A 20,249-nucleotide genomic window follows, 5' to 3' on the forward strand; every position below is an offset into this window, starting at 1 on the left:
CAATTACTCTATTTCACCGAATATGGTATATATAATGCAATTTCAGGAAAGACGTATAGCAATGCAATAAGTGTAAGGATCGGAATCATAAAAATTAATGCGCCTTTAAAAATTTCTGTAAGCTCCAATTCTTTTACCACTCCATTTAGTACAAAACAGTTCATTCCTACAGGCGGAGAAATTAATCCCATCTCAACAACTAGTACAATGATTACACCAAACCATATTAAATCAAATCCTACAGCTTCAATTAACGGCAAAATAATAGGAATCGTTACAACGATCATCGAAAGTGTATCCATAATTGCACCTAAAATAATATACATAACTACGATTATGATAAATAGCATTAACGGTGAAAGATTTGTTGCAAATAAAAAGTCAGATATTAAATGTGGAACACGTGTTATTGTTAATACATAGTTTAATATAAATGCCCCAATAACAATTGCGAAGATAAAACCGGTTGTTTTTATCGTTTCAAAAATAGCTTCGTTTATTTTTTGCAAAGTTAATTTTTTCCTTGCTAAGCCAATTACAAATGCTCCTAATGCACCTGCCCCAGCTGATTCAGTAGCTGTAAAAATACCAATGTACATTCCACCTAAAACGATGATAAAAAGCAAAATAATCCAAATTGTTGATTTTAATGAAGAAAAACGCTCTTTCCAGCTTACTTTTTCTTTCGATGATTCTGCTATTAAACTTGGTTTTATTAGGCTTGCTACATAAATTGTAATCATAAAGAACAGGGTCAATAGGATTCCCGGTAATATCCCTGCCATTAGTAGTTTACCAATCGATTGTTCTGTCATCATACCATAGATAATAAACATAGTACTTGGCGGAATAAGAATTCCTAGTGTTCCACCAGCAGCAATCGAGCCACCAGTTAAGGATTTACTGTAACCAGCTGCTAACATTTCTTTCGATGCCATTACACCAATCGTTCCTGTTGTAGCTAAACTAGAACCTGAAGCCGCAGCAAACATTGCAGACGAGCCAATCGTTGCCATTGCCAACCCGCCCCTTAAACCACTAAACCAATTACGAAAAGTAGTAAAAAGTTCACTACTTATTCCAGATGAATAGATAAACTGCCCCATTAATACAAATAACGGGATAGTGGTTAATGTATAGGAATAGCTTTGTGTCCATACAATGGTATCGAACGCTGAAAATAATGTATCCCAACCTCTTATATAAAGAATTCCAATAATAGCAGGGATTGCCATAGCAATAGCAATAGGGATCCGTAGGAACATTAAGACAAAGACACATAATATAACTAGTAAACCAACAGTTGAAACTGCCATTATAATGCTCACTCCCCATTGACAAAATAATTAGGATTCTTGTACCATTTTAGTTCAAAATAACCCCTTTTAACTGCTTCAAGTCCCCACGCGAAGAAACCAATAATTAACATAATCTTAAAGGGATAATAAACTATAAGTAGCAAACTAGATTTTGATGCGAAATCCAATTTTGAGATAAAAATCCAACATACAAGGAAACAAAAAAGAATCGTTAATATTTTAGCTATTACTTTTAAAATCAATTGGAACAGTGAGGGTAATTTATTATAAATTAAGTCTATTGCTACATGTGAATCTGTTTCTTCCGTATAAGCTAATGAAAAAACAATCAATAAAACCATTGTAAATTGTACAATTTCAATATCTCCAACAATGGGGTGCCCAAAAGCTCTTGAAGTAGCAAAAAAGAAAACAAGCAACACCATAAGAGAAGAAATACCATACGCTGCCCATTTAGTAATAGAGGTAATATATTTAACCGTATTTAAAAATATATTCATTACCTGGCCTTCCTTCCTGAAAAAGAGTTTATAACTCCAAAAATGAATTAAGCTATTAAGAGTAGACTAGGAATGAATCATTCCTAGTCAGGATATATGACGAACTCCACTTTAAAATCCATTCTATTCTAACCTGTTAAAAAGGTATTTCAACGCCCTCTTCTGCTAGCAGCTGTTTGAAATATTCCATCATTTCATCACCTGGATAGCCTCTTTTAATTGCTTCGGCTGCCCAATTATCCCACATTTTCTTAGCAGGCTCTTTAAATTTATTTAATTCCTCAGATTCCAGTGTGAAAACCTTTCCACCTTGATCTTTCACTCTTTTCTCAAACTCTTTAATAGAATTTTCCATAGAAGTCATATAAAGCTCTGCCATTAATTCTTGGTGTTTTGGGCCTAATTTTTCGACAAATAACTTTTGTAAATCTTCTGGCATCTTTTCAAACATACTTCCATTGATAAATAATCCATTTGATGATACCCCTAAATCAAGCTTTGTCATATAAGGAGCTACTTCATTTAAATTAAATCCTATCGCTCCTGTCGTGTTATAGATAATATCATCGACTAAACCACGTTCAACAGATTCGTATAATTCTGCATTATCTAATGAAACAGGAACGGCATCCCACATTTTGAGCAATTCATTTCTAGAATATAAACTATTACTTACTTTACGATTTTTCATATCTTTTAGTGTTTTGATAGGTTCCGTGGAATATAGCTGCGAAGTATCCGTTGATGATGCTCCTAGCCATACTGCATCTTTGAAAGTATCTTTCATATATTTCTCCTGAAATTTATTCATAACCTTAATCGCTACATCAGGGTTCGGAATGGCAAAAGGCAGGTCACCAATAGATAATGGGAATAAAATATCATTACTATCAGAACTTGCGTATAAAAGGCCAACATCAAACACACCACCGCTGACATCATCATATCCAGTATCAGGCGTTCCTAGTGCTGAGCTAGGAAATACATTAATTTTCACCCTGCCATCTGTTTCCTTTTCAACAAATTCAGCCCATGGTTCAGCAACTTTTGTCGTATATGGATGTGTAGGCGGAGCAAGATCATTGTAGTTTAATTCATAAACTTTATCATCCTTACCTGAAGACTCAGATGATGAAGATTCTTTTGCCTTTCCACATGCCGTTAATAGAACTATCCCGATTAGTATGATGCTGATATTCATAAGTATTTTTTTCATTAAGTTTTCCCCCCATAACATCTATTATTATCCATAACATTTAAAACAGTATAAATATTGAATTAATTTAATATTCAATTAATTTATTTTGCAATAATACTACTCTTTTCTGTAAAATGGGGAAGAACTTTTTCTGCAAATAGCTCCATTGATTTCAATACTTGTTTTTGTGGTTGGCCGCCAATATTCATCCAAAGAATAATATTGTTAAGCCCTGTTTCTTCCTTATACCTTTGAATATCTTTAATTACTTTCTCTGGAGACCCTATTAGTGCATTTCCAGATTTTAAGAAGTGATCATAATCTAAATGGCTCTCCCTTTTAACCACTCCGAATGTAGGACGACTATCCCTTACACTCATATACCATTCTAAGCCCTGTCTATACTCTTCCTGTGCTTGTTCAGTGGTATCAGCTACATAACAAAATAACAGCTTTCCTGACCTTGCAATCGTTTTAGATACTTGTTCTTCGGATTGCCCTGCTTCTAGAGCTGTCTTTTTATATAACTCAATCTTATGGTTCGTATCTTCATTTGTAATACCACCTAGCACAAATGAATGTCCCTGTTTTGCTGCATTAACCATTGATTCATCATTACCAGAAACCATTACAAAAATCGGTGGTCCTGAAGGCTGAATCGGTCTTGGATAGACTGGAATATCTTTAATATTATAGAATTTCCCAGAATAAGTAACTCTCTTATTCTTTAATGCTGCTGTTAGAATTTCTAATGACTCTAAATACTTTTCATGACGCTCATCGAAATCAATATTGTATGCATCAAATTCCAAGGCATCATAGCCTTTACCAACGCCCAAATACAATCTGCCATCACTGATAACATCTACCAATGCCATATCTTCTGCTAATTGTAATGGGTGATGTAAAGGTAAACGGGATACTGCCGAACCTAACATAATCGTAGAAGTTTGAGCTGCCGCTGCAGATAGATAAACAGATGTTGAGCTGACAACACCGTATGCACGCGCATTATGCTCTGCTATCCAAGCGGAATGAAATCCCAATTGATCCGCTACTTTAATTTGTTCTAAGCCATCTCGTAATTCTTCTGCGTCCGTTTTCCATGGAGCCACAGAGTTTAAGAAAAATAATCCAAATGTCATATCTTCTCCCAAAATCGCCATCTAAAACACTCCATTCCATTTATATATTTCCTCTAAACTAGTATGCAAATTTTATGCAAATTTTCAGAATATTAGTTTTGGAGCTAGTTTCCTCAATTATAACTAGAATTCCACCAATTTTTATAAAAGCTAGAACTTTTTCTTTTTATAGATATTTCAAACGAAACACATGTCGCAATTTTGCAATTAAAAAGTTGTTCATTTACAACAACAATTCTATAACTATTTATTTAACCAGCTTCTTATCTGATAACACCGATTGTAAAATAGGAATTCCTGCATAAAATGTATCTACACCTTGTGCACTTGTTAGTTTAAATACTTCCATAATTTCTTCAAATGTCGCTCCATACCTAAGGGCATTTTGAATATGGACTCTAATTCCAACACTAAATAAATGTGTAGTAGCACTATCTATTGCAATATAAATGAATTCTTTTAATTTCGGGCTTAGGATATCACTGTCCCATGGATTAGTCAGAAATTGATAATAACTCTCAAAAAAATGCTCATCATTCATTAAGAGAGTGTCCCGAAATCCATGCCAATAGCCCATCTTCTCTATGAATTTTTCCTTTAACTCCTCCTGGTGGGCATCTAGTTTTGCCTTTGCAAATTTACCCGTTTCTTCTACCAGAATTGGGACTCCTACTGCACAGGTATGCATACCTAGAACACTAACAAGTTTAAAGACTTCTAAAATTTCTCGTTCTGTAGCCCCTGCTTTGATGGCGTTTTCAATATGAACCCTTAGTGTATCCTTGCTCAAATTTGTCGGAGCGGCGCTTAATGACACATTAATTAATTCTCTAGATTTGGCATCAATAATGTTATTTTTGTAGGGAGCAGAAACTAATTTATTATAAATATCATAGAATTCCCTATCCTCTTCAAATAAATAATTCAATATTGTTTCCTGACTAACCATTAATTTTTCCTCCCTTTTTTAAAATTCACATTAAAATAGCTTGATCACAGATTCTTTCGACCATTCATACAATTATTTTGTAAACACTTACATTTACATGTTCAATAAGCAATTTAATACTCACTGATACCATTATATATGCAATTATTATGCCAATTCTAAAATTCCGTTAAAGAATAGTAAAACATTGTGTGAAATTAACGCTTTTCTTGAAGTCCATAAGTTGAAGAAGTTTTGATGAAAGCTATTAAACTAGTACAGCTTATAATTTCTCTTTTTTTATGTTTCAAAAGTGAAACATGCCGTTTCGTTATTAAAGTAATTTAATGCATTTATTGTTCTGAAATAGAAGAGCAAATGCAGATAAGAGATTCAAAGGCAAGAAATCGAAATAAATTTATTTACTAATAGAAGGGCTTTTATAATCCTCACGTAATTTCATCTTTAAAAATTTTCCCACAGAGGTTTTTGGTATTTCTTTGATAAAAATAATTTCATCAGGCAACCACCATTTGGCAAACTGGGGTGCTAAGAAATCCATAAGTTCTTCTTTTGTTACAGTAGTATTCGCTCTATCTCTTTTAACAACAAAAGCAACTGGACGCTCCTGCCATTTTTCGTGTGGAACAGAGATGACTGTAGCTTCTGAAACTCCTTCATGAGCCATTAATGCATTTTCAAGGTCAACAGATGAAATCCACTCGCCACCACTCTTTATTAAGTCTTTTGTACGGTCGACAATTTTAATGGTCCCTTCTGAATCAACAGTTGCAATGTCTCCAGTATAAAGCCAGCCGTCTTTTACCGCTTCAGATGTTTTCTCAGGCTTGTTGTAATATTCATCTATGATCCATGGTCCACGAACCAAAACTTCCCCCATATCATTACCGTTATTCCTTACCTCACCTTGTTCATTTATTACTTTTATTTCAATCCCCGGAACCGGGATCCCCTGTTTAGAGATAAATTCTAGTTTCTCTTCATATTCCAACTCTTGTTGATAGCTTTTTAATCGGGAAACGGTCGCAACTGGACTTGTTTCTGTCGCTCCATATGCATGAACAAGAGGAATATTGTATTTCTCTTGATACGTCCGGATGACACCTTTAGGTATTGCAGAACCTCCACATACGATACAACGTAAACTTGATAAATCGTACTTATTGGTGTTTAATTCATTCAATAGACCTATCCAGATTGTTGGAACACCGGCGGTTATGGTGACATTTTCATTTTCAATCAATTCTCCTAGTGTTTTAAAGTTGAAATTAGGTCCTGGCAAAACTTGTGTCGTTCCAAACCAGACAGAAGAGAACGGAAATCCCCACGCATTTACATGAAACATAGGAACCACATGCATCGCTACATCTGATTCAGATATTGCCATCGTGTCTGCCAATCCAAGCATCATACTGTGTAAGATAATACTCCTATGAGTGTATAAAACACCTTTGGGATCACCGGTTGTTGCGGAAGTGTAACACATGCCTGCTGGATCATTTTCATTTAAGTTATTAGGAAATACATAATTGGCATTTCCTTCTTTCAATAGTTTTTCATAATGATAGATAGTCTGAATTTTAGTTTCGGGCAATTCTTCTTTATCTGTTAGTACAATAAAAGCTTCTACCGTAGGGATTTCATCTTTAATATTCTCAATTATTGGTAACAGTCCCTCATCAATAAGTAAAACCTTGTCCTCAGCATCATTGATGATGTATTTTAGATGGTCTGATGAAAGTCTAATATTAATAGTATGTAATACTGCACCCATACAGGGAATAGCAAAATAAGCTTCTAAATGACGATGATCATTCCAAGCAAACGTTCCCACTCTGTCACCGTGTTTGACACCCAGATTTTCAAGAACACTGGCTAAGGCCCTGGTTCTCTTTGCAAAATCTCTATAAGTTAAACGGGTGATTCCCGTTGAAGTTCTTGAAATAACTTCCTTTTTGGCAAAATATTTCTCTGCTCTCACTAATAAAGTATCAATTGTCAATTGTGTATCCATCATAGTAAATCCCTCCAGCCTTTTCACTAATTTTTCCTGTTTTATAATAGACCCACTGACATGAAGTATTTTAAAAACAAAAAATTAATTGATTAATTTAACAAGTTGTTTACCGAGATTTTCACCACGGAATAGTCCTAATAAAGCATCTGGGGCATTTTCTAATCCATTAACCATATTTTCCTTATATTTAATTTTCCCTTCCGCAAGCCATTGTGCTAGATCCTTTCTTCCCTCTTCAAACTGATTTTTATAGTCACTATAGATGAAACCTTTTAAAAGGATACTCCTTCTAACAACGTGTGTAAAAAAGCGCGGTCCATTTTCATTGTTTTCTGAATTTAACATCGATATCTGACCACATAAAACGACTCGTCCATAGAAGTTTAATAGGCTGATAGCCGCATCAGTGATTTTTCCACCGACGTTATCATAATAAATATCAATTCCGTTTGGACACACATCCTCCAACTGTTGATAGATATCATGAACACTTTTATAATTAATAACCTCGTCAAAACCTAGTTCATCTTTTAAAAATTTAACTTTATCATCAGAACCAGCAATTCCTATTACTCTACAACCCTTAATTTTTGCTATTTGACCTACAACCATCCCAACTGCACCCGCTGCCCCCGAAACTACTACCGTTTCATTAGGTTTTGGTTTGCCAATATCAAGGAAGCCAAAGTATGCTGTTAATCCAGTCATTCCTGTTACATGCAAATTTGTTGTGATTGGCGCCTTATCAGGAATGATCTTACGTAATGCTGAACCATCCACTATCGAATAATCCGCCCAATCAAAGTTTCCTATCACCATCTCACCAACAGTAAAGTCAGGGTGTTTTGACAAAATGACTTCACCAATACTATCACCCGTAAGTGGTTCACCAATTTTGAAGGGTTTTGCATAAGATTTGATATTGTTCATTCTTCCGCGCATATAAGGATCTACAGATAGATAATGAGACCGGACAAGAATTTCATTTTGTTTTGGAACTGGGATAGCTGTTTTTACCATTTTAAATGTGGAATAATCAGGTATACCAATTGGTCGCTTTGCTAACAAATATTGCCGATTAATTTTCATTAATGAACAAGCACCTCAATCTGAAAAATTTATTCTTTAACCCACTTTTACTCTTTATTTACCACTAAGACTCTAAATGCCCTTCCATCTCTTTCGTTCATCTTACTTTTCAAGCTGCGAGTACAAAAAAATTCTTTTTACTCTTTACTCTTTACTATGCATTTTTTGTGCCAAAAGATTATTAATATAAGAAGGCATTATGTATCCTTACCTTTTTTAATTATTTAGAGTTTTCCTTAGCTACTTTTCAACCAAAAGTGTCTTATTAATAAGAAGCCCTATTTCATATTTGAAACATTAAGGAAACTCGGAGAATAACAAGGAACAACTTATCTTGTTTCTATTGTAGAGCCACAGGACAAATTTAACCTGAGCATAATCTTGAACATGCTATGCTGATTGTGGAAAGATTAGAGAAGTTTGGGTTTAATTTTCAATTGCTGGTGAGTCCTAAGTTAGTTTTAATAATATCCGCGCGGAGGGTGAAACTTTAGCACAAGCAATTACCAATACAGCTTACTCTATCATTGAGACACACTTGTCGCCAAAACTACAAGAAACTGTAGCACATTGTGCTAGCCTTTTCATTAGTAAAATACTTACGCCCAAACCTATGTTAAAGCTAGTAAGATATTTGATATTTTATCAAAAAAAGTCCCAAGACGCGAAAGTCTTGGGACTCTTTTTGCATATTATTCCGCTTCACCTACAACAGTATATCTTTCGTTCAGGTGCTTAGGATTTTCAACTTCATCTGCTACTGCAATCGAAAAGTCAGCATAGCTGATATAACTTTCCCCTTTTGAATTAACAAGGAGGTGATCTTTCCCCGCTTTATAAGATCCCGTTCTTTTTCCTTCTGGATTGAAAATTGCAGAAGGGCTAATAAACGTCCATGTTAAATCAGAAGTCTCCTGTAATTCTTGTAGGTTCCTTGCTTGACCTTGTGCAGTTGGTTTAAACATATCCGGAAATTCAGGAGTATCGATTACTCTAACTGTTTTGTTCTCGTCGACAAAAAGACTTCCCGCACCCCCGACAACCATTAATCTTGTACTTGTTCTTTTTAACGCCTCGATTAATGCGTGACCCGCATCCACATGAGCTTGTTCCTCTCCAAGCGGCGCTCCAAAGGCATTAATAACAACATCAAACGCTTTTAAATCATCTGATGTTAAATCGAATACGTTTTTCTCAATCACTGCAACATTTTTAACTTGAATTTTAGATACATCTCTTACGATAGCTGTTACGTTATGTCCCCGATTTCCTGCTTCTTTCAATATCAAGTTACCTGCTTTTCCACTTGCTCCAATTACTGCGATGTTCATAATGATTTCCTCCAATTATATAATTTAGTAGCTTGTCGCCTTTTTTAACGAGGGAACAACCTCAGTTGCCAATAACTCAATATTTTTGGCTACCTTATTAAAAGGTAATCCGCCTATATCCACTTGCGCTAGAAAACGTCTATGACCAAAAAGCTCATGCTGATGAAGAACCTTCTCGACAATTTGCTGTGGACTTCCTACGAACAAGGCCGTATTTGGACTTGCCATATGTTCGAAGTCGGCCCTTGACATCCTTGTTCCCATTCCTCTTTGGCGATTCACATAGGACCAATAGTTTGAATAATAAGGAAAGAACTCGTCTTTGGCTTGCTGAGTAGTTTCGGCAATGAAAGCATGGCCTGTTACACCCACTTTTAATACATCCGGTGAATGTCCTGCTTCCATTCCCGATTTACGGTAAAGATCCACAAGGTGTTTGAAACGCAATGGATCTCCGCCTAAAATGGCCAGCGCCATTCCAACCCCAAATTTCCCAGCACGGATTGCACTATCAGGCGTCCCGCCAACACCAATCCAAATCGGTATATGCTCTTGTATAGGTCGTGGTGAAATTTCTACATTCCTTAATGGAGAACGAAAATCACCCGACCAAGTGACTCGTTCATTTTTATTTAGCTGCAATAGCAATTCCATATGTTCAGTAAAAAGCTCATCATAATCATTGGTACTGTATCCAAAAAGCGGGAATGATTCTATAAATGCTCCTCGGCCAGCCAAGATTTCTGCACGACCATCTGAGAGCAAATCCAATGTGGCAAAATCCTCGAATAAGCGAACTGGGTCAAGCGTACTCAACACACTTGTAGTACTGGTTAATTTAATTCGATTTGTTGCTTGTGCAATAGCAGCTAAAATGACTGCAGGAGAAGAGGAAGCATAATCCAAACGGTGATGTTCCCCTACCCCAAAAACATCTAGACCAGCTTCATCCGCAAGCTTTGCCGCTTGTATCATTTCCTTCATTCGTTGTTTGGGAGTTATCGTTTTGTTCGTCAAGGGATCCGGACCGATATCAGCAAGTGTATAAATTCCTATTTCAATGCCGTTATGATTACTAGTAGACACTGTGATTCCTCCTTATCTAAACTGTTAACTCTATTTTGTTTCCAGAAGGGTCATGAGTTATAAAAGAATGGTTTACTTCCATTACATTGGCACCAATCTTTTTCAAATTAGATACTACGTGATTACGTACTTCTTCATTAGGCAAAATAAGTGTAAAAGATTCTAAACCTACACTATTTAAGGAAGGAGTTGGTGCCCCTGCTCCATTCCATGTATTGAGCCCAATATGATGGTGGTACTTTCCAGTGGAAAGAAATAGCGCCTGCCCGCCATATCGATTGACAACATCAAATCCAAGTCCTTTTACATAAAATTCTTCCGTCTTCTTTAATTCAGAAACGTGTAAATGAATATGACCCATTACCGTTCCTTCCGGCATTCCCTGCCACTTTTCACCCGGTTTAACAGTAGTCAATAGATTTTCAAAATCAAGCGGGTCCACTGTCATAGCCACTTCTTCGCCTTTCCAGTTCCATTTAGAAGGATCCCGATCGATATAAATTTCAATACCGTTTCCGTCTGGATCATTTAAATACAATGCCTCACTTACAAGGTGATCGGAAGACCCAAATTTTATCCCCTTGTTCACCAAGTGAATCACAATATTGGCTAAATCCGTTCTTTCTGGTAAAAGGATAGCGAAATGATATAAGCCTGTTGTTCCTCTTTGTTTTGGAATGACCTTGTCAGGTAGCTCAAGTGATAAAATACTTGTTTTTCCATCACTTGTTAGTTTTACCGTTGAAATGGATTGCTCTAAAATATTGAAACCAAGAACATCTTGATAAAATTTCAATGAACGCTCTAAATTTTCTACCTTAATTTTGACATGCCCCACAAATGTAGCTGGTTTTATGTGAAATCCCATAAAAACCCTCCTAGAGTCATTTCTTTTATGATAATTTGTCAGTTAAAAACAAATAACAGTTAGTTACTTTATGTAAGTAAGTGTATTATTGTTATCATGCATTGTCAAGTAACTAGATTTACTTTTGTTAACGAATGACATTTTGTGGTATACTATAAATAAGAGAGGTGTAATGTAATATGAAACAACCTACTATATGTCCAAAATTTGAAAAAGCCATCTCACTACTTAGTCAAAGATGGAGTGCATTAGTTATTTATCAGTTATTATCTGGTTCACAACGGTTTACTGAAATTCAGTCCGCCATTGGCATAAGTGGTAAAGTATTATCCGATCGTTTAAAGGATTTAGAACAACAAGGAATAGTAAAACGGAAGGTAATACCGGAAACACCAGTCATTATTGAGTACTCATTAACCGATAAAGGTCGGTCGCTAGAACCGGTTTTACGAGAAATAGAGAGCTGGTCTCAGCTTTGGGTGAAACCGGAACCTGAACTATCTTAACTGACGGAAATGGCAAAGTCCTATTATAGAAAGAAAAATTTAAACTAAAAATACACATTTTCTTATACAGTTAAGTTATAAAAAAACAAAAAAACAAGCATTAGCCTGTGAGGACTGATACTTGTTTTTTTCATAAAGATTAAGGGAACTGTGGTTTGATTCCATCAATAAAATTGCCACTCTAGCATTCCATAATAAAAATTTGATTAAACTATTAAACTATTAAAGTTAAACCCAAAACATTGATAGTGCCGGAAAATAAGTAATGATTAAAAGGTCACAGATCATTACTAAAATAAAAGGAACAATTGATTTAACTATCCTATCATAAGATACATTAGCAATACCTTTTACTATAAAGAGATCTAAACCAACCGGAGGTGTTATTAAACCTATGGAAAGGTTGACAACCATGATAAGTCCAAAAAAGATAGGATCAATTCCTGCTGCCAATGCAATAGGTAAAAGTAATGGAGTTAATATTGTTATTGCAGCTGAGGCGTTTAAAAAACATCCCGCAATAAAGAAAATGATATTGAATAAAATGAGTATTACGTATCTATTATCAGATACACCAGTCACAAGTTGTGTAAGATATGATGGAATTTGTTCAGCAGTTAAAAGCCAGCCGAACAGGTTTGCAGCAGCAATAATAAACACGACCATTGCAGTCATTTTCGCAGCATTCAAAAATGCAGAAGGGATATCCTTCCAATCCATATCTTTATAAACAAACTTATTAATAATAAATGCGTATGCTGCAGCAGCGGCACCAGCTTCAGTTGGAGTAAAAATTCCTCCTCGAATCCCAACTATAATAATTAAAGGTAAAATTAAAGCTAATATACCTTCAAAAAAGGTTTTCCTAAATGATGAAAATTCAAACTTACCCGCTTCTTCAGAATAACCATTCTTTTTTGTCAGCCAGTAGTTTAACAACATAATAGAGAGACCAATTAAAATTCCTGGAACTATACCTGCAGTAAATAAATCTCCAATCGAGACCCCCGCAGTTACTCCATAAACAATCATTGGGATAGAAGGTGGAATAACAACTGCAATAGTACCTGCACTTGCAACCGTGGCAGCAGCAAATCCTTTATCGTATCCTTTACTTTCCATCATCGGAATCATCATTTTCCCAACAGCAGCCGTATCTGCAGCCCCAGATCCAGAAATCCCAGCAAAAAACATACTAGTTAATGTAGAAACTTGGGCTAATCCTGCTCGTACCCATCCAACAGCTGCAAAAGCAAATCCTGCTATTCTTCGCCCCATGCTCCCTGACATCATTAATTCACCCGTAAGCATGAAAAACGGAATAGCTAAAAGTGGAAATGAATCTACTGAAGTTATCAGTCTTTGGGGAATTACTTCCAATGGAATATAATAGATGCTGGATAGAAAACCCGCAATTGAGGCCATAATGAGAGATATGGCAATTGGGACGCCTATCATCATTAATATTAATAGTACTATCAGTACAACAATAGCTACAGTCATTGAAACTCCTCCTTCATTATCCTAAATTGGTACCTTCACCGGTAACTTCGACTCGAGTAATTTCATTATTCTCACTTTTAGAAATTACCAATCCTACTATATTACCTAAAGAATGTATAAGACAAATTATGGAACAAATAAGCACAGCTCCGTAAATTATGGTCATATTAAGCCCCATTGAAGGAGAAATTTGTTGACTAGTAAACTTTAAAATCCTGGAACCAAAAATGATTAAAAATAGAAATAAACTTGAATTTATAACTTCAATAAGTATTATTAACTGACTTTTATACTTTTTGGGTAAATAATGATGTAAAACTTCTACTTGTGCGTGTTCCTTGCTTTTGTAAACAACTCCAATTCCCAAAAAGACAATCCAAACAAACAAATAACGAATCAGTTCTTCAATCCAAGTTAAATTAAACACAGAAAAATCGACCATTGGAATCATTTCTTGTACAAAAGTACTTTGCAAAACAAAACGGGAAAATACTTGATAAACCGTAGACAAGAAGGCAGTAACAAAAAATACAAATATGACAACTTGACTGGCTTTATTTACAGCTAAACTCGTTTTTTCCATAAATTCTTTCAATTCACAGCCACCTCCACATTTTTATTTTAGAGCATCTATTTTGTCGAATAAATCCTTACCAATCGATTCTTCAAATTCCTTATATACAGGTCTTACGGCCTTTCTAAAGGAGTTTAAATCAGGGTTTTCTTCAATTTCAATATCCGTTTTTCGTAAATTCTCTAATAGCTCATTCTCATCATCTAAAGCTACTTGCCTTTCGTATTTAATAGCTTCTTTCGCAGATTCCTTCACGACTTGTTGAAGATCTGCAGGTAAGGTGTCAAATGTGGTTTTACTCATAATAAAAACAGCTGCATCATAATTATGGGCGGTTAATGTTAGATACTTTTGTACCTCATTAAACTTATTTAAATAAATTTGAGCAAGAGGATTTTCCTGTCCATCTACCACTTTTTGCTCTAGAGCAGTATAAAGTTCTCCAAATGGGACTGGTACAGGAGTTGATCCAAGCGCTTTAATAAAGGAGATATATGGTGGAGATTCTTGAACCCTGATTTTCAAACTAGACGCATCGTAACTCGTTTTTATTGGTTGTTTGTTATTTGTCATATGCCTCCATCCGTTTTCCATAAAACCAAGATTGATTAAGCCTCTGTTTGGTAAATTGGACGCAAGATCCTCTCCAATCTCCCCATCAAGAACTTTAAAAGCATGCTCACGACTTTCAAATAAATATGGGATATTAAGCACATTAAACTTAGGTGCAAAGTTTGTCACAGGAGCAACAGATCCTATGTGGAAATGAATAGAACCAATTTGTGCTCCCTCAATCTGATCTCTTCCATTCCCAAGTTGACTGCTTGGGAAGATATCAATTTGTATTCTTCCATCAGATTTACTTTCTAGGAGTTCCTTAAATTTAGTTGCTCCTTTGTGGTAAGGATGAGTCTCTGTTTGCAAATGTCCCAACCTTAGGACATATTCAGCCTTTGCTTCCTGGTTTGTTACATTGGAGCATCCACTAATGAACAAGATAACCATAAAAATTAAAATGGAAATACACCTTTTCATTTAACAACCTCCCATGATATTTGTAAGCCTTTACATATTTAGGATAAGTAAACTTAGAATGAAGCAGATTTTTAGAGTTAGATAAATTTTTATAAACATCATTGGGTGTTCCTTTTTTTCTCATATAAGGTAAAATCGTTAAAATGTAAAAATAGTACTCTATCCTCCTTTTCCAAGGTACGGTCACCCAACCACTATATTCATTTTATTTATAATTTTCCAAAAAATCAATCTTTTTTTTAAATCTTTTCTTAAAGATTAATAATTTTCTTGATTAGTTCATTTTAACATGATTTAATAAAATTATAGATTATTGGTTGGGTCACCTAACCAATGTTAAATAAGGGCTTTTGAATTTTAAAAAGGAGGTAGAAGATTGAGTAATTTAGGTGCGGAAAAAATAAAAGAAAAAAGTAATTCGATTCCTCTTTATTCCTACAAAAAAATCAAATCCTTAAGAATAAAAAAAGGATGGATACAAGGAGTTCTCTTGACAATGGTGTTGGCAATGCTATCCGGTCTAATAGCTGTGTTCCCCGTTTTTTCTGTAATGGGTGTGATGATTATTTCTATTATCTTAGGTATGAGTTGGAAAGGACTAATGGATATTCCAGCAGGTTCTGATATTGGAATTACATTTAGCAGTAAAACCTTACTTCGTGCCGGAATTATATTAATGGGTTTAAGATTAAATATTGAACAAATCATTTCAGCAGGTTTTTCTATAATTTTTATAGATATTGTAATTATTACATTCACCCTTTTAGTCATCATGTGTATTGGAAGATTTTTTTCCATTGACCGCCATCTATCAGCTTTGATTGCTGTAGGAACAGCTGTATGTGGAGCTGCTGCTATTGTAGCAGTAGCACCTTTAATCGGAGCAAAAAAAGAGTTAACTGCAATTTCAGTAGCTTTTATAGCCATTATGGGAACGGTCGTAACTATTATTTACACATTTTTATATCCTGTTCTTGGATTAGACCCATATAATTTTGGATTATTAACAGGGGCTACATTGCATGAGTTAGCACATGTGATAGCAGCAGCTGCTCCTGGAGGTGACATAAGCAGTGACACAGCATTACTTGTAAAATTAGGCCGTGTTGGGCTTCTGATTCCCGTTGCGTTTATTTTAGCAGCATTATTTAATAAAAAGCACCCTGATGCTCCAACACAAAAACGTAAGTTAAAGGATTTACCTATTCCATGGTTTATATTTGGTTTTTTACTAATGTGTCTTGTCAATACAGTCGGTATTTTATCCGAAACCATTACTCAAATGTTAATTGCTTTAAGTATCTTCTTATTATCAATGGCGATGGCTGGTTTAGGATTGAGCGTGAATTTTTTAGAATTTAAAAAGCTAAATAGTAAAGTTCTTCTTACCGGAACGATAGGATCAACAGCGTTAATTTTATTAGGATTTCTTTTCACAAAAATGTAGGAATGCTGCCTCAATTGAGGCAGCTTTAACCTATTTAAATCATATAAAGTGATTTTTGTAATTACATTTGAAAATCTCTTTATGAGATGATTTAATAAAAAGGTTGGGCCAATGGAATACGGTATTTTTTTTATAAAGATAAATAAAACCATTCGAATATCGAATGTAACTGGGGGTTAAGATTACTATGGAACTTAATAGAAAAGGTATTTCTGAACAAGTAGCCGATAGCATAAAGAAAAAAATTCAAGATGGAATATATAAGCCTGGGGAAAAAATTCCAGGTGAAAGGGATATGGGTATAGAGCTTTCCGTAAGTAGAAATACGGTGAGGGAAGCCTATAAAATTCTTGAAGCCTATGGATACCTTACTGCTAAACATGGTACAGGGGTTTTTGTTGCTTCACCCGAACATCAAATTCAAAAAATGGCCGAAGCATTTTTTGTTTCCTCCGATCAAATCAAAGACTTTTTCGCTGTTCGTCAAATTCTCGAAGAATCGACCGTAAAATGGGCAATCGAAAATTCAAATGTTGAACAAATTAATGAGTTAGAACAAATTATTAATGAAGCGAATGAGATCCTAGATGGCAAAATTGATTATAATCGTCTTGCGGAGTTGGATCATAAATTTCATATAAATTTAGCGAATAACTCAAAAAATGCAGTGTTAGTAAGACTCATGTATTATTTAATTGATTTACTATCAGAATCTCGAACGAAGTCCATTCAAATTCCCGGTCGAGTCAGACAATCAGTTCAAGAGCATACAAAAATTCTAGAGGCGATGAAACAAAAAGATATACCGCTTGCACAACAATATATGAAAGAACATTTAGGTAGTGTTGAGCAATCCATTACCCAAGCCACCACAACGAAATAAATAAAAAAGCTGATCTGTTTAAGGGCTCTCATACGTCCTAACCACAGACAGCTTTTATTACGTTTATTGGATTTTCTCCAGGGTAGCAGGTATAGGAAACCTTACATTAAAGTTCTTGCCTAATTTGATTAATTCCTCTTCGACATTTGCCGATAGTTGAATTCCTTCCACTAGCCGTTGCTCTCTATCTCTCTTTCTTCTTTCACCCGGATATCTAATTTCATTCGTTCCTGGTATTTTAGGAATATCCTTCATCTCACCTAAAAGGGTTTCAATTAACTCGAAAAAGCTATTTAAATCCATAAACTTCTCAATGTCCATCAAAATAAAGAAATGACCTACATTTGCTTGTTCTGTTTCATTATCATCGTAAATATTTTTTACATGAGGACCAAAAGCTGCACCTGATAGGATCCCAGTCAGAATTTCCACCGCTAATGCTAAAGCTGCACCTTTTGGTCCACCTAATGGCAAAACAGATCCTTTTAAAGCTGATTCAGGATCGTTTGTTGGCTGGCCATGTTCATCAATTGCCCACCCTTCAGGGATATTATTCCCCTGTTTAGCAGCTAAAATAATCTTCCCTCTTGCTACAATACTTGTCGATAAGTCTATGATAACAGGCTGATCATTCTTTGTAGGAAAGCCAAAAGCAATAGGATTCGTACCAAAAAAAGCATTCTTTCCACCCCAAGGAGCAATGCCTGGAGGAGAATTTGTAAATCCGATACAGGCAAGGTTATTTTCGCATGCTAATTGGCAAAAATAGGAAGCAGTTCCAAAATGATTGCTATTCTTAACAGCTATTGCAGTAATACCACTATCCTTTGTCATTCCAATCCCTTTTAAAATAGCATGATAACTAACTACATGCCCCAATCCATTATCTCCGTCTACTAAAAGAACAGAAGATGTCTTCCTATCCATTTTGAGGTTTGGATTTAGATTAATCCTTTTATCGAGGAAACGTTTGATATATATAGGGAGTCTGCTGATTCCATGACTATCAACACCTTCTAGATTTGCTCTAATTAAGGCATCAGCTACCACGGAAGAATTCTGTTTAGTCATACCCATACCTACTAATACATCTTCACAAAACACCTTAAGATCAGAATTACTATAAGTATTCATTCATATACTCCTTAAAATTTTGTCTAATTTCTACATACAAAACTTAGTGGTTAAAAAAGCTATCTCCCTACGCATAAAAGTGTAGGGAGAGAAAGATCAAGCACTTCTATATAATTTTGTCATGACAAATTCTCTATGTCCTAATGCCTCTGCACACGTGAGACGACCATTAACAGTACGAGCAATCATCTCCATTAACTTATCTCCAGCTTCTTCTAAAGAAATCTGACGAGAAAGCAAACCTTGCACGTCAACATCAATATGTTCACTCATCGTTCCTGCAGTAATTGGGTTTGCAGTAATTTTAACCACAGGTTCAATAGGATTACCGATAATATTTCCTTGTCCGGTAGGGAACAAGTGTAGTACAGCACCAGCAGCAGCCATTAATGTAATACATTCTGCAGCGGCTGAGGAAGTATCCATAAAGTATAGACCATTTCCATTTACAGGTTTTTCAGCAGGCTCCAGTACGCCAATTACTTGTTTTGTACCAGTCTTTGCAATATTTCCAAGTGCTTTTTCTTCAATAGTCGAAAGCCCGCCTGCGATGTTTCCTTGAGTCGGTTGGGATCCTAATAAATCGACACCTTTCGATTCAATTTCACCTATATAATCATTGTAGATATCCATAAATTTGTTTTTCAGTTCCGGAGTTGCCATACGCTGAGCAACTAGGTGCTCTCCACCCGTTAATTCAGATGTTTCCCCGAAGAATACGGTTGCTCCTGCATCTACTACCCGATCAACAGCTTGAGATACAGTTGGGCAAGAACCCAATCCAGTTGTCGTATCAGATTCACCACATTTAATACTAATTGTTAAATCTTTTAATTCGATTGGTTCTTTTTGCAGTTCTGTAGCCCATTGAACATACTCTTTCGCTTTCCAAGATGCCGCCCGAATTGTTTCTAAGTCTCCATTTCTTTCAATAGAGAAATAGGTTACTGGCTTACCAGTGTCTGCAATACCATCAGCAATTTTCTTTGCCCAATTTTCCTCAATCCCGATAACAACAACGGCTGCTACATTTGGATTAGACCCTGTTCCAATCATTGTTCTAAAATGCAAATCTAGATCCGGCCCATATTGAAGTCTGCCATAAGAATGTGGCAGAGCCATAGTTCCTTTTACTTGGTTTGCTACTGCTTCACAAGCTGCGTTTGATATGTCATCTACAGGTAAAATAATTACATGATTACGAATTCCAACCTTACCATTTTCTCTGCGATATCCAAAAAGTTGTGTCATTTTTTACCACCTCGCCGTTTTAATATTTTGAGTGTGAATATAGTCGCCGACTTCCCATTTAGCTGTAGTTATGCCGATTTGAACACCATATTTTAAGACAGGCTCTCCACAGTCTAAATTGACTAAAGAAATCTTGTGACCTAATGGAATATCTCCCTTAGCAGTTACTACCACATCAGAATTATCATCCATATAAATGCCGACTACTTTCTCACCCGTTTGAATAGGACTAGTCGCAACACCTACATGATCACCTCTATGATGGATTAAAAACTTATGAGTACTTACAGGGGTTGATTCCTGCTTTTCAGTCAAAGTGCTTGATTGACTATTGTTGCTCATTATATAGCCTCCTTTATTATTGGTTGAGTGACCCAACCAATTGGTATATCCTTATTAAACCACCTAAACCAT

Annotated in this window: 19 protein-coding genes; 3 read left to right on the forward strand and 16 right to left on the reverse strand. The window is 35.5% G+C overall.

Features of this window, described 5'->3' with window-relative positions; genetic code table 11:
* Nucleotides 1-8: 8 nt before the first annotated feature.
* The 10 genes from MLOOGBEN_RS19235 to MLOOGBEN_RS19280 all read right to left on the reverse strand — a co-directional run bounded on the left by MLOOGBEN_RS19235 (nt 9) and on the right by MLOOGBEN_RS19280 (nt 11,502).
* Entirely contained in the window at nt 9-1,316 is a 1,308-nt protein-coding gene (locus MLOOGBEN_RS19235; protein WP_179159889.1) for a TRAP transporter large permease, read from the reverse strand.
* Between the two features lie 8 nt (nt 1,317-1,324).
* Entirely contained in the window at nt 1,325-1,819 is a 495-nt protein-coding gene (locus MLOOGBEN_RS19240; RefSeq protein ID WP_179159890.1) for a TRAP transporter small permease, read from the reverse strand.
* A gap of 136 nt (nt 1,820-1,955) precedes the next feature.
* The gene (gene dctP / locus MLOOGBEN_RS19245; RefSeq protein ID WP_179159891.1) at nt 1,956-3,035 is read right to left on the reverse strand and encodes a TRAP transporter substrate-binding protein DctP; all 1,080 of its coding nucleotides are present in this window, start codon (nt 3,033-3,035) and stop codon (nt 1,956-1,958) included.
* 83 nt (nt 3,036-3,118) lie between these two features.
* The gene (locus MLOOGBEN_RS19250; RefSeq protein WP_179159892.1) at nt 3,119-4,183 is read right to left on the reverse strand and encodes an LLM class flavin-dependent oxidoreductase; all 1,065 of its coding nucleotides are present in this window, start codon (nt 4,181-4,183) and stop codon (nt 3,119-3,121) included.
* A gap of 226 nt (nt 4,184-4,409) precedes the next feature.
* On the reverse strand, nt 4,410-5,111 hold the full coding sequence (locus MLOOGBEN_RS19255; protein WP_179159893.1) for a carboxymuconolactone decarboxylase family protein: 702 nt from the start codon (nt 5,109-5,111) through the stop codon (nt 4,410-4,412).
* 397 nt (nt 5,112-5,508) lie between these two features.
* On the reverse strand, nt 5,509-7,128 hold the full coding sequence (locus MLOOGBEN_RS19260; RefSeq protein WP_179159894.1) for a long-chain fatty acid--CoA ligase: 1,620 nt from the start codon (nt 7,126-7,128) through the stop codon (nt 5,509-5,511).
* 81 nt (nt 7,129-7,209) lie between these two features.
* Nucleotides 7,210-8,217: an NADP-dependent oxidoreductase gene (locus MLOOGBEN_RS19265; protein ID WP_179159895.1), complete on the reverse strand. Its 1,008-nt coding sequence runs from the start codon at nt 8,215-8,217 to the stop codon at nt 7,210-7,212.
* A gap of 692 nt (nt 8,218-8,909) precedes the next feature.
* The gene (locus MLOOGBEN_RS19270) at nt 8,910-9,548 is read right to left on the reverse strand and encodes an NAD(P)-dependent oxidoreductase (protein WP_179159896.1); all 639 of its coding nucleotides are present in this window, start codon (nt 9,546-9,548) and stop codon (nt 8,910-8,912) included.
* Between the two features lie 24 nt (nt 9,549-9,572).
* On the reverse strand, nt 9,573-10,634 hold the full coding sequence (locus tag MLOOGBEN_RS19275; protein ID WP_179159897.1) for an LLM class flavin-dependent oxidoreductase: 1,062 nt from the start codon (nt 10,632-10,634) through the stop codon (nt 9,573-9,575).
* A gap of 16 nt (nt 10,635-10,650) precedes the next feature.
* The gene (locus tag MLOOGBEN_RS19280; protein WP_179159898.1) at nt 10,651-11,502 is read right to left on the reverse strand and encodes a VOC family protein; all 852 of its coding nucleotides are present in this window, start codon (nt 11,500-11,502) and stop codon (nt 10,651-10,653) included.
* 179 nt (nt 11,503-11,681) lie between these two features.
* On the opposite strand from MLOOGBEN_RS19280, the gene MLOOGBEN_RS19285 reads away from it, so the two are divergent.
* Entirely contained in the window at nt 11,682-12,008 is a 327-nt protein-coding gene (locus MLOOGBEN_RS19285; protein WP_179159899.1) for a winged helix-turn-helix transcriptional regulator, read from the forward strand.
* A gap of 228 nt (nt 12,009-12,236) precedes the next feature.
* On the opposite strand, the gene MLOOGBEN_RS19290 is transcribed toward MLOOGBEN_RS19285, so the two are convergent.
* From MLOOGBEN_RS19290 to MLOOGBEN_RS19300, 3 genes are read right to left on the reverse strand one after another with little or no spacing between them, the layout of a single operon-like run.
* Nucleotides 12,237-13,511 carry a TRAP transporter large permease gene (locus MLOOGBEN_RS19290; protein ID WP_179159900.1) on the reverse strand — a complete coding sequence of 425 codons (1,275 nt, stop codon included), beginning with the start codon at nt 13,509-13,511 and terminating at the stop codon, nt 12,237-12,239.
* A gap of 16 nt (nt 13,512-13,527) precedes the next feature.
* Nucleotides 13,528-14,106 (reverse strand): TRAP transporter small permease, encoded by a 579-nt coding sequence (locus tag MLOOGBEN_RS19295; protein ID WP_256989180.1) that lies wholly within the window; start codon nt 14,104-14,106, stop codon nt 13,528-13,530.
* A gap of 21 nt (nt 14,107-14,127) precedes the next feature.
* The gene (locus tag MLOOGBEN_RS19300; RefSeq protein WP_179159901.1) at nt 14,128-15,120 is read right to left on the reverse strand and encodes a TRAP transporter substrate-binding protein; all 993 of its coding nucleotides are present in this window, start codon (nt 15,118-15,120) and stop codon (nt 14,128-14,130) included.
* A gap of 376 nt (nt 15,121-15,496) precedes the next feature.
* On the opposite strand from MLOOGBEN_RS19300, the gene MLOOGBEN_RS19305 reads away from it, so the two are divergent.
* Nucleotides 15,497-16,567 carry a YeiH family protein gene (locus tag MLOOGBEN_RS19305; RefSeq protein WP_179159902.1) on the forward strand — a complete coding sequence of 357 codons (1,071 nt, stop codon included), beginning with the start codon at nt 15,497-15,499 and terminating at the stop codon, nt 16,565-16,567.
* A 187-nt stretch (nt 16,568-16,754) separates the two neighbouring features.
* Nucleotides 16,755-17,450 (forward strand): FadR/GntR family transcriptional regulator, encoded by a 696-nt coding sequence (locus tag MLOOGBEN_RS19310; RefSeq protein WP_179159903.1) that lies wholly within the window; start codon nt 16,755-16,757, stop codon nt 17,448-17,450.
* A gap of 63 nt (nt 17,451-17,513) precedes the next feature.
* Here the strand turns inward: MLOOGBEN_RS19310 and MLOOGBEN_RS19315 are convergent, their stop codons facing one another.
* From MLOOGBEN_RS19315 to MLOOGBEN_RS19325, 3 genes are all read right to left on the reverse strand, one after another.
* Complete coding sequence (locus tag MLOOGBEN_RS19315) at nt 17,514-18,584, reverse strand: Ldh family oxidoreductase (RefSeq protein WP_179159904.1); 1,071 nt, start codon at nt 18,582-18,584, stop codon at nt 17,514-17,516.
* Between the two features lie 96 nt (nt 18,585-18,680).
* On the reverse strand, nt 18,681-19,835 hold the full coding sequence (locus MLOOGBEN_RS19320) for a UxaA family hydrolase (protein ID WP_179159905.1): 1,155 nt from the start codon (nt 19,833-19,835) through the stop codon (nt 18,681-18,683).
* A gap of 3 nt (nt 19,836-19,838) precedes the next feature.
* Nucleotides 19,839-20,177, reverse strand: a complete 339-nt coding sequence (locus MLOOGBEN_RS19325) for a UxaA family hydrolase (protein WP_179159906.1) — start codon at nt 20,175-20,177, stop codon at nt 19,839-19,841.
* Nucleotides 20,178-20,249 lie beyond the last annotated feature (72 nt).

It is taken from the genome of Bacillus sp. EB106-08-02-XG196, from assembly GCF_013396335.1.
GTDB lineage: Bacteria > Bacillota > Bacilli > Bacillales > Cytobacillaceae > Neobacillus.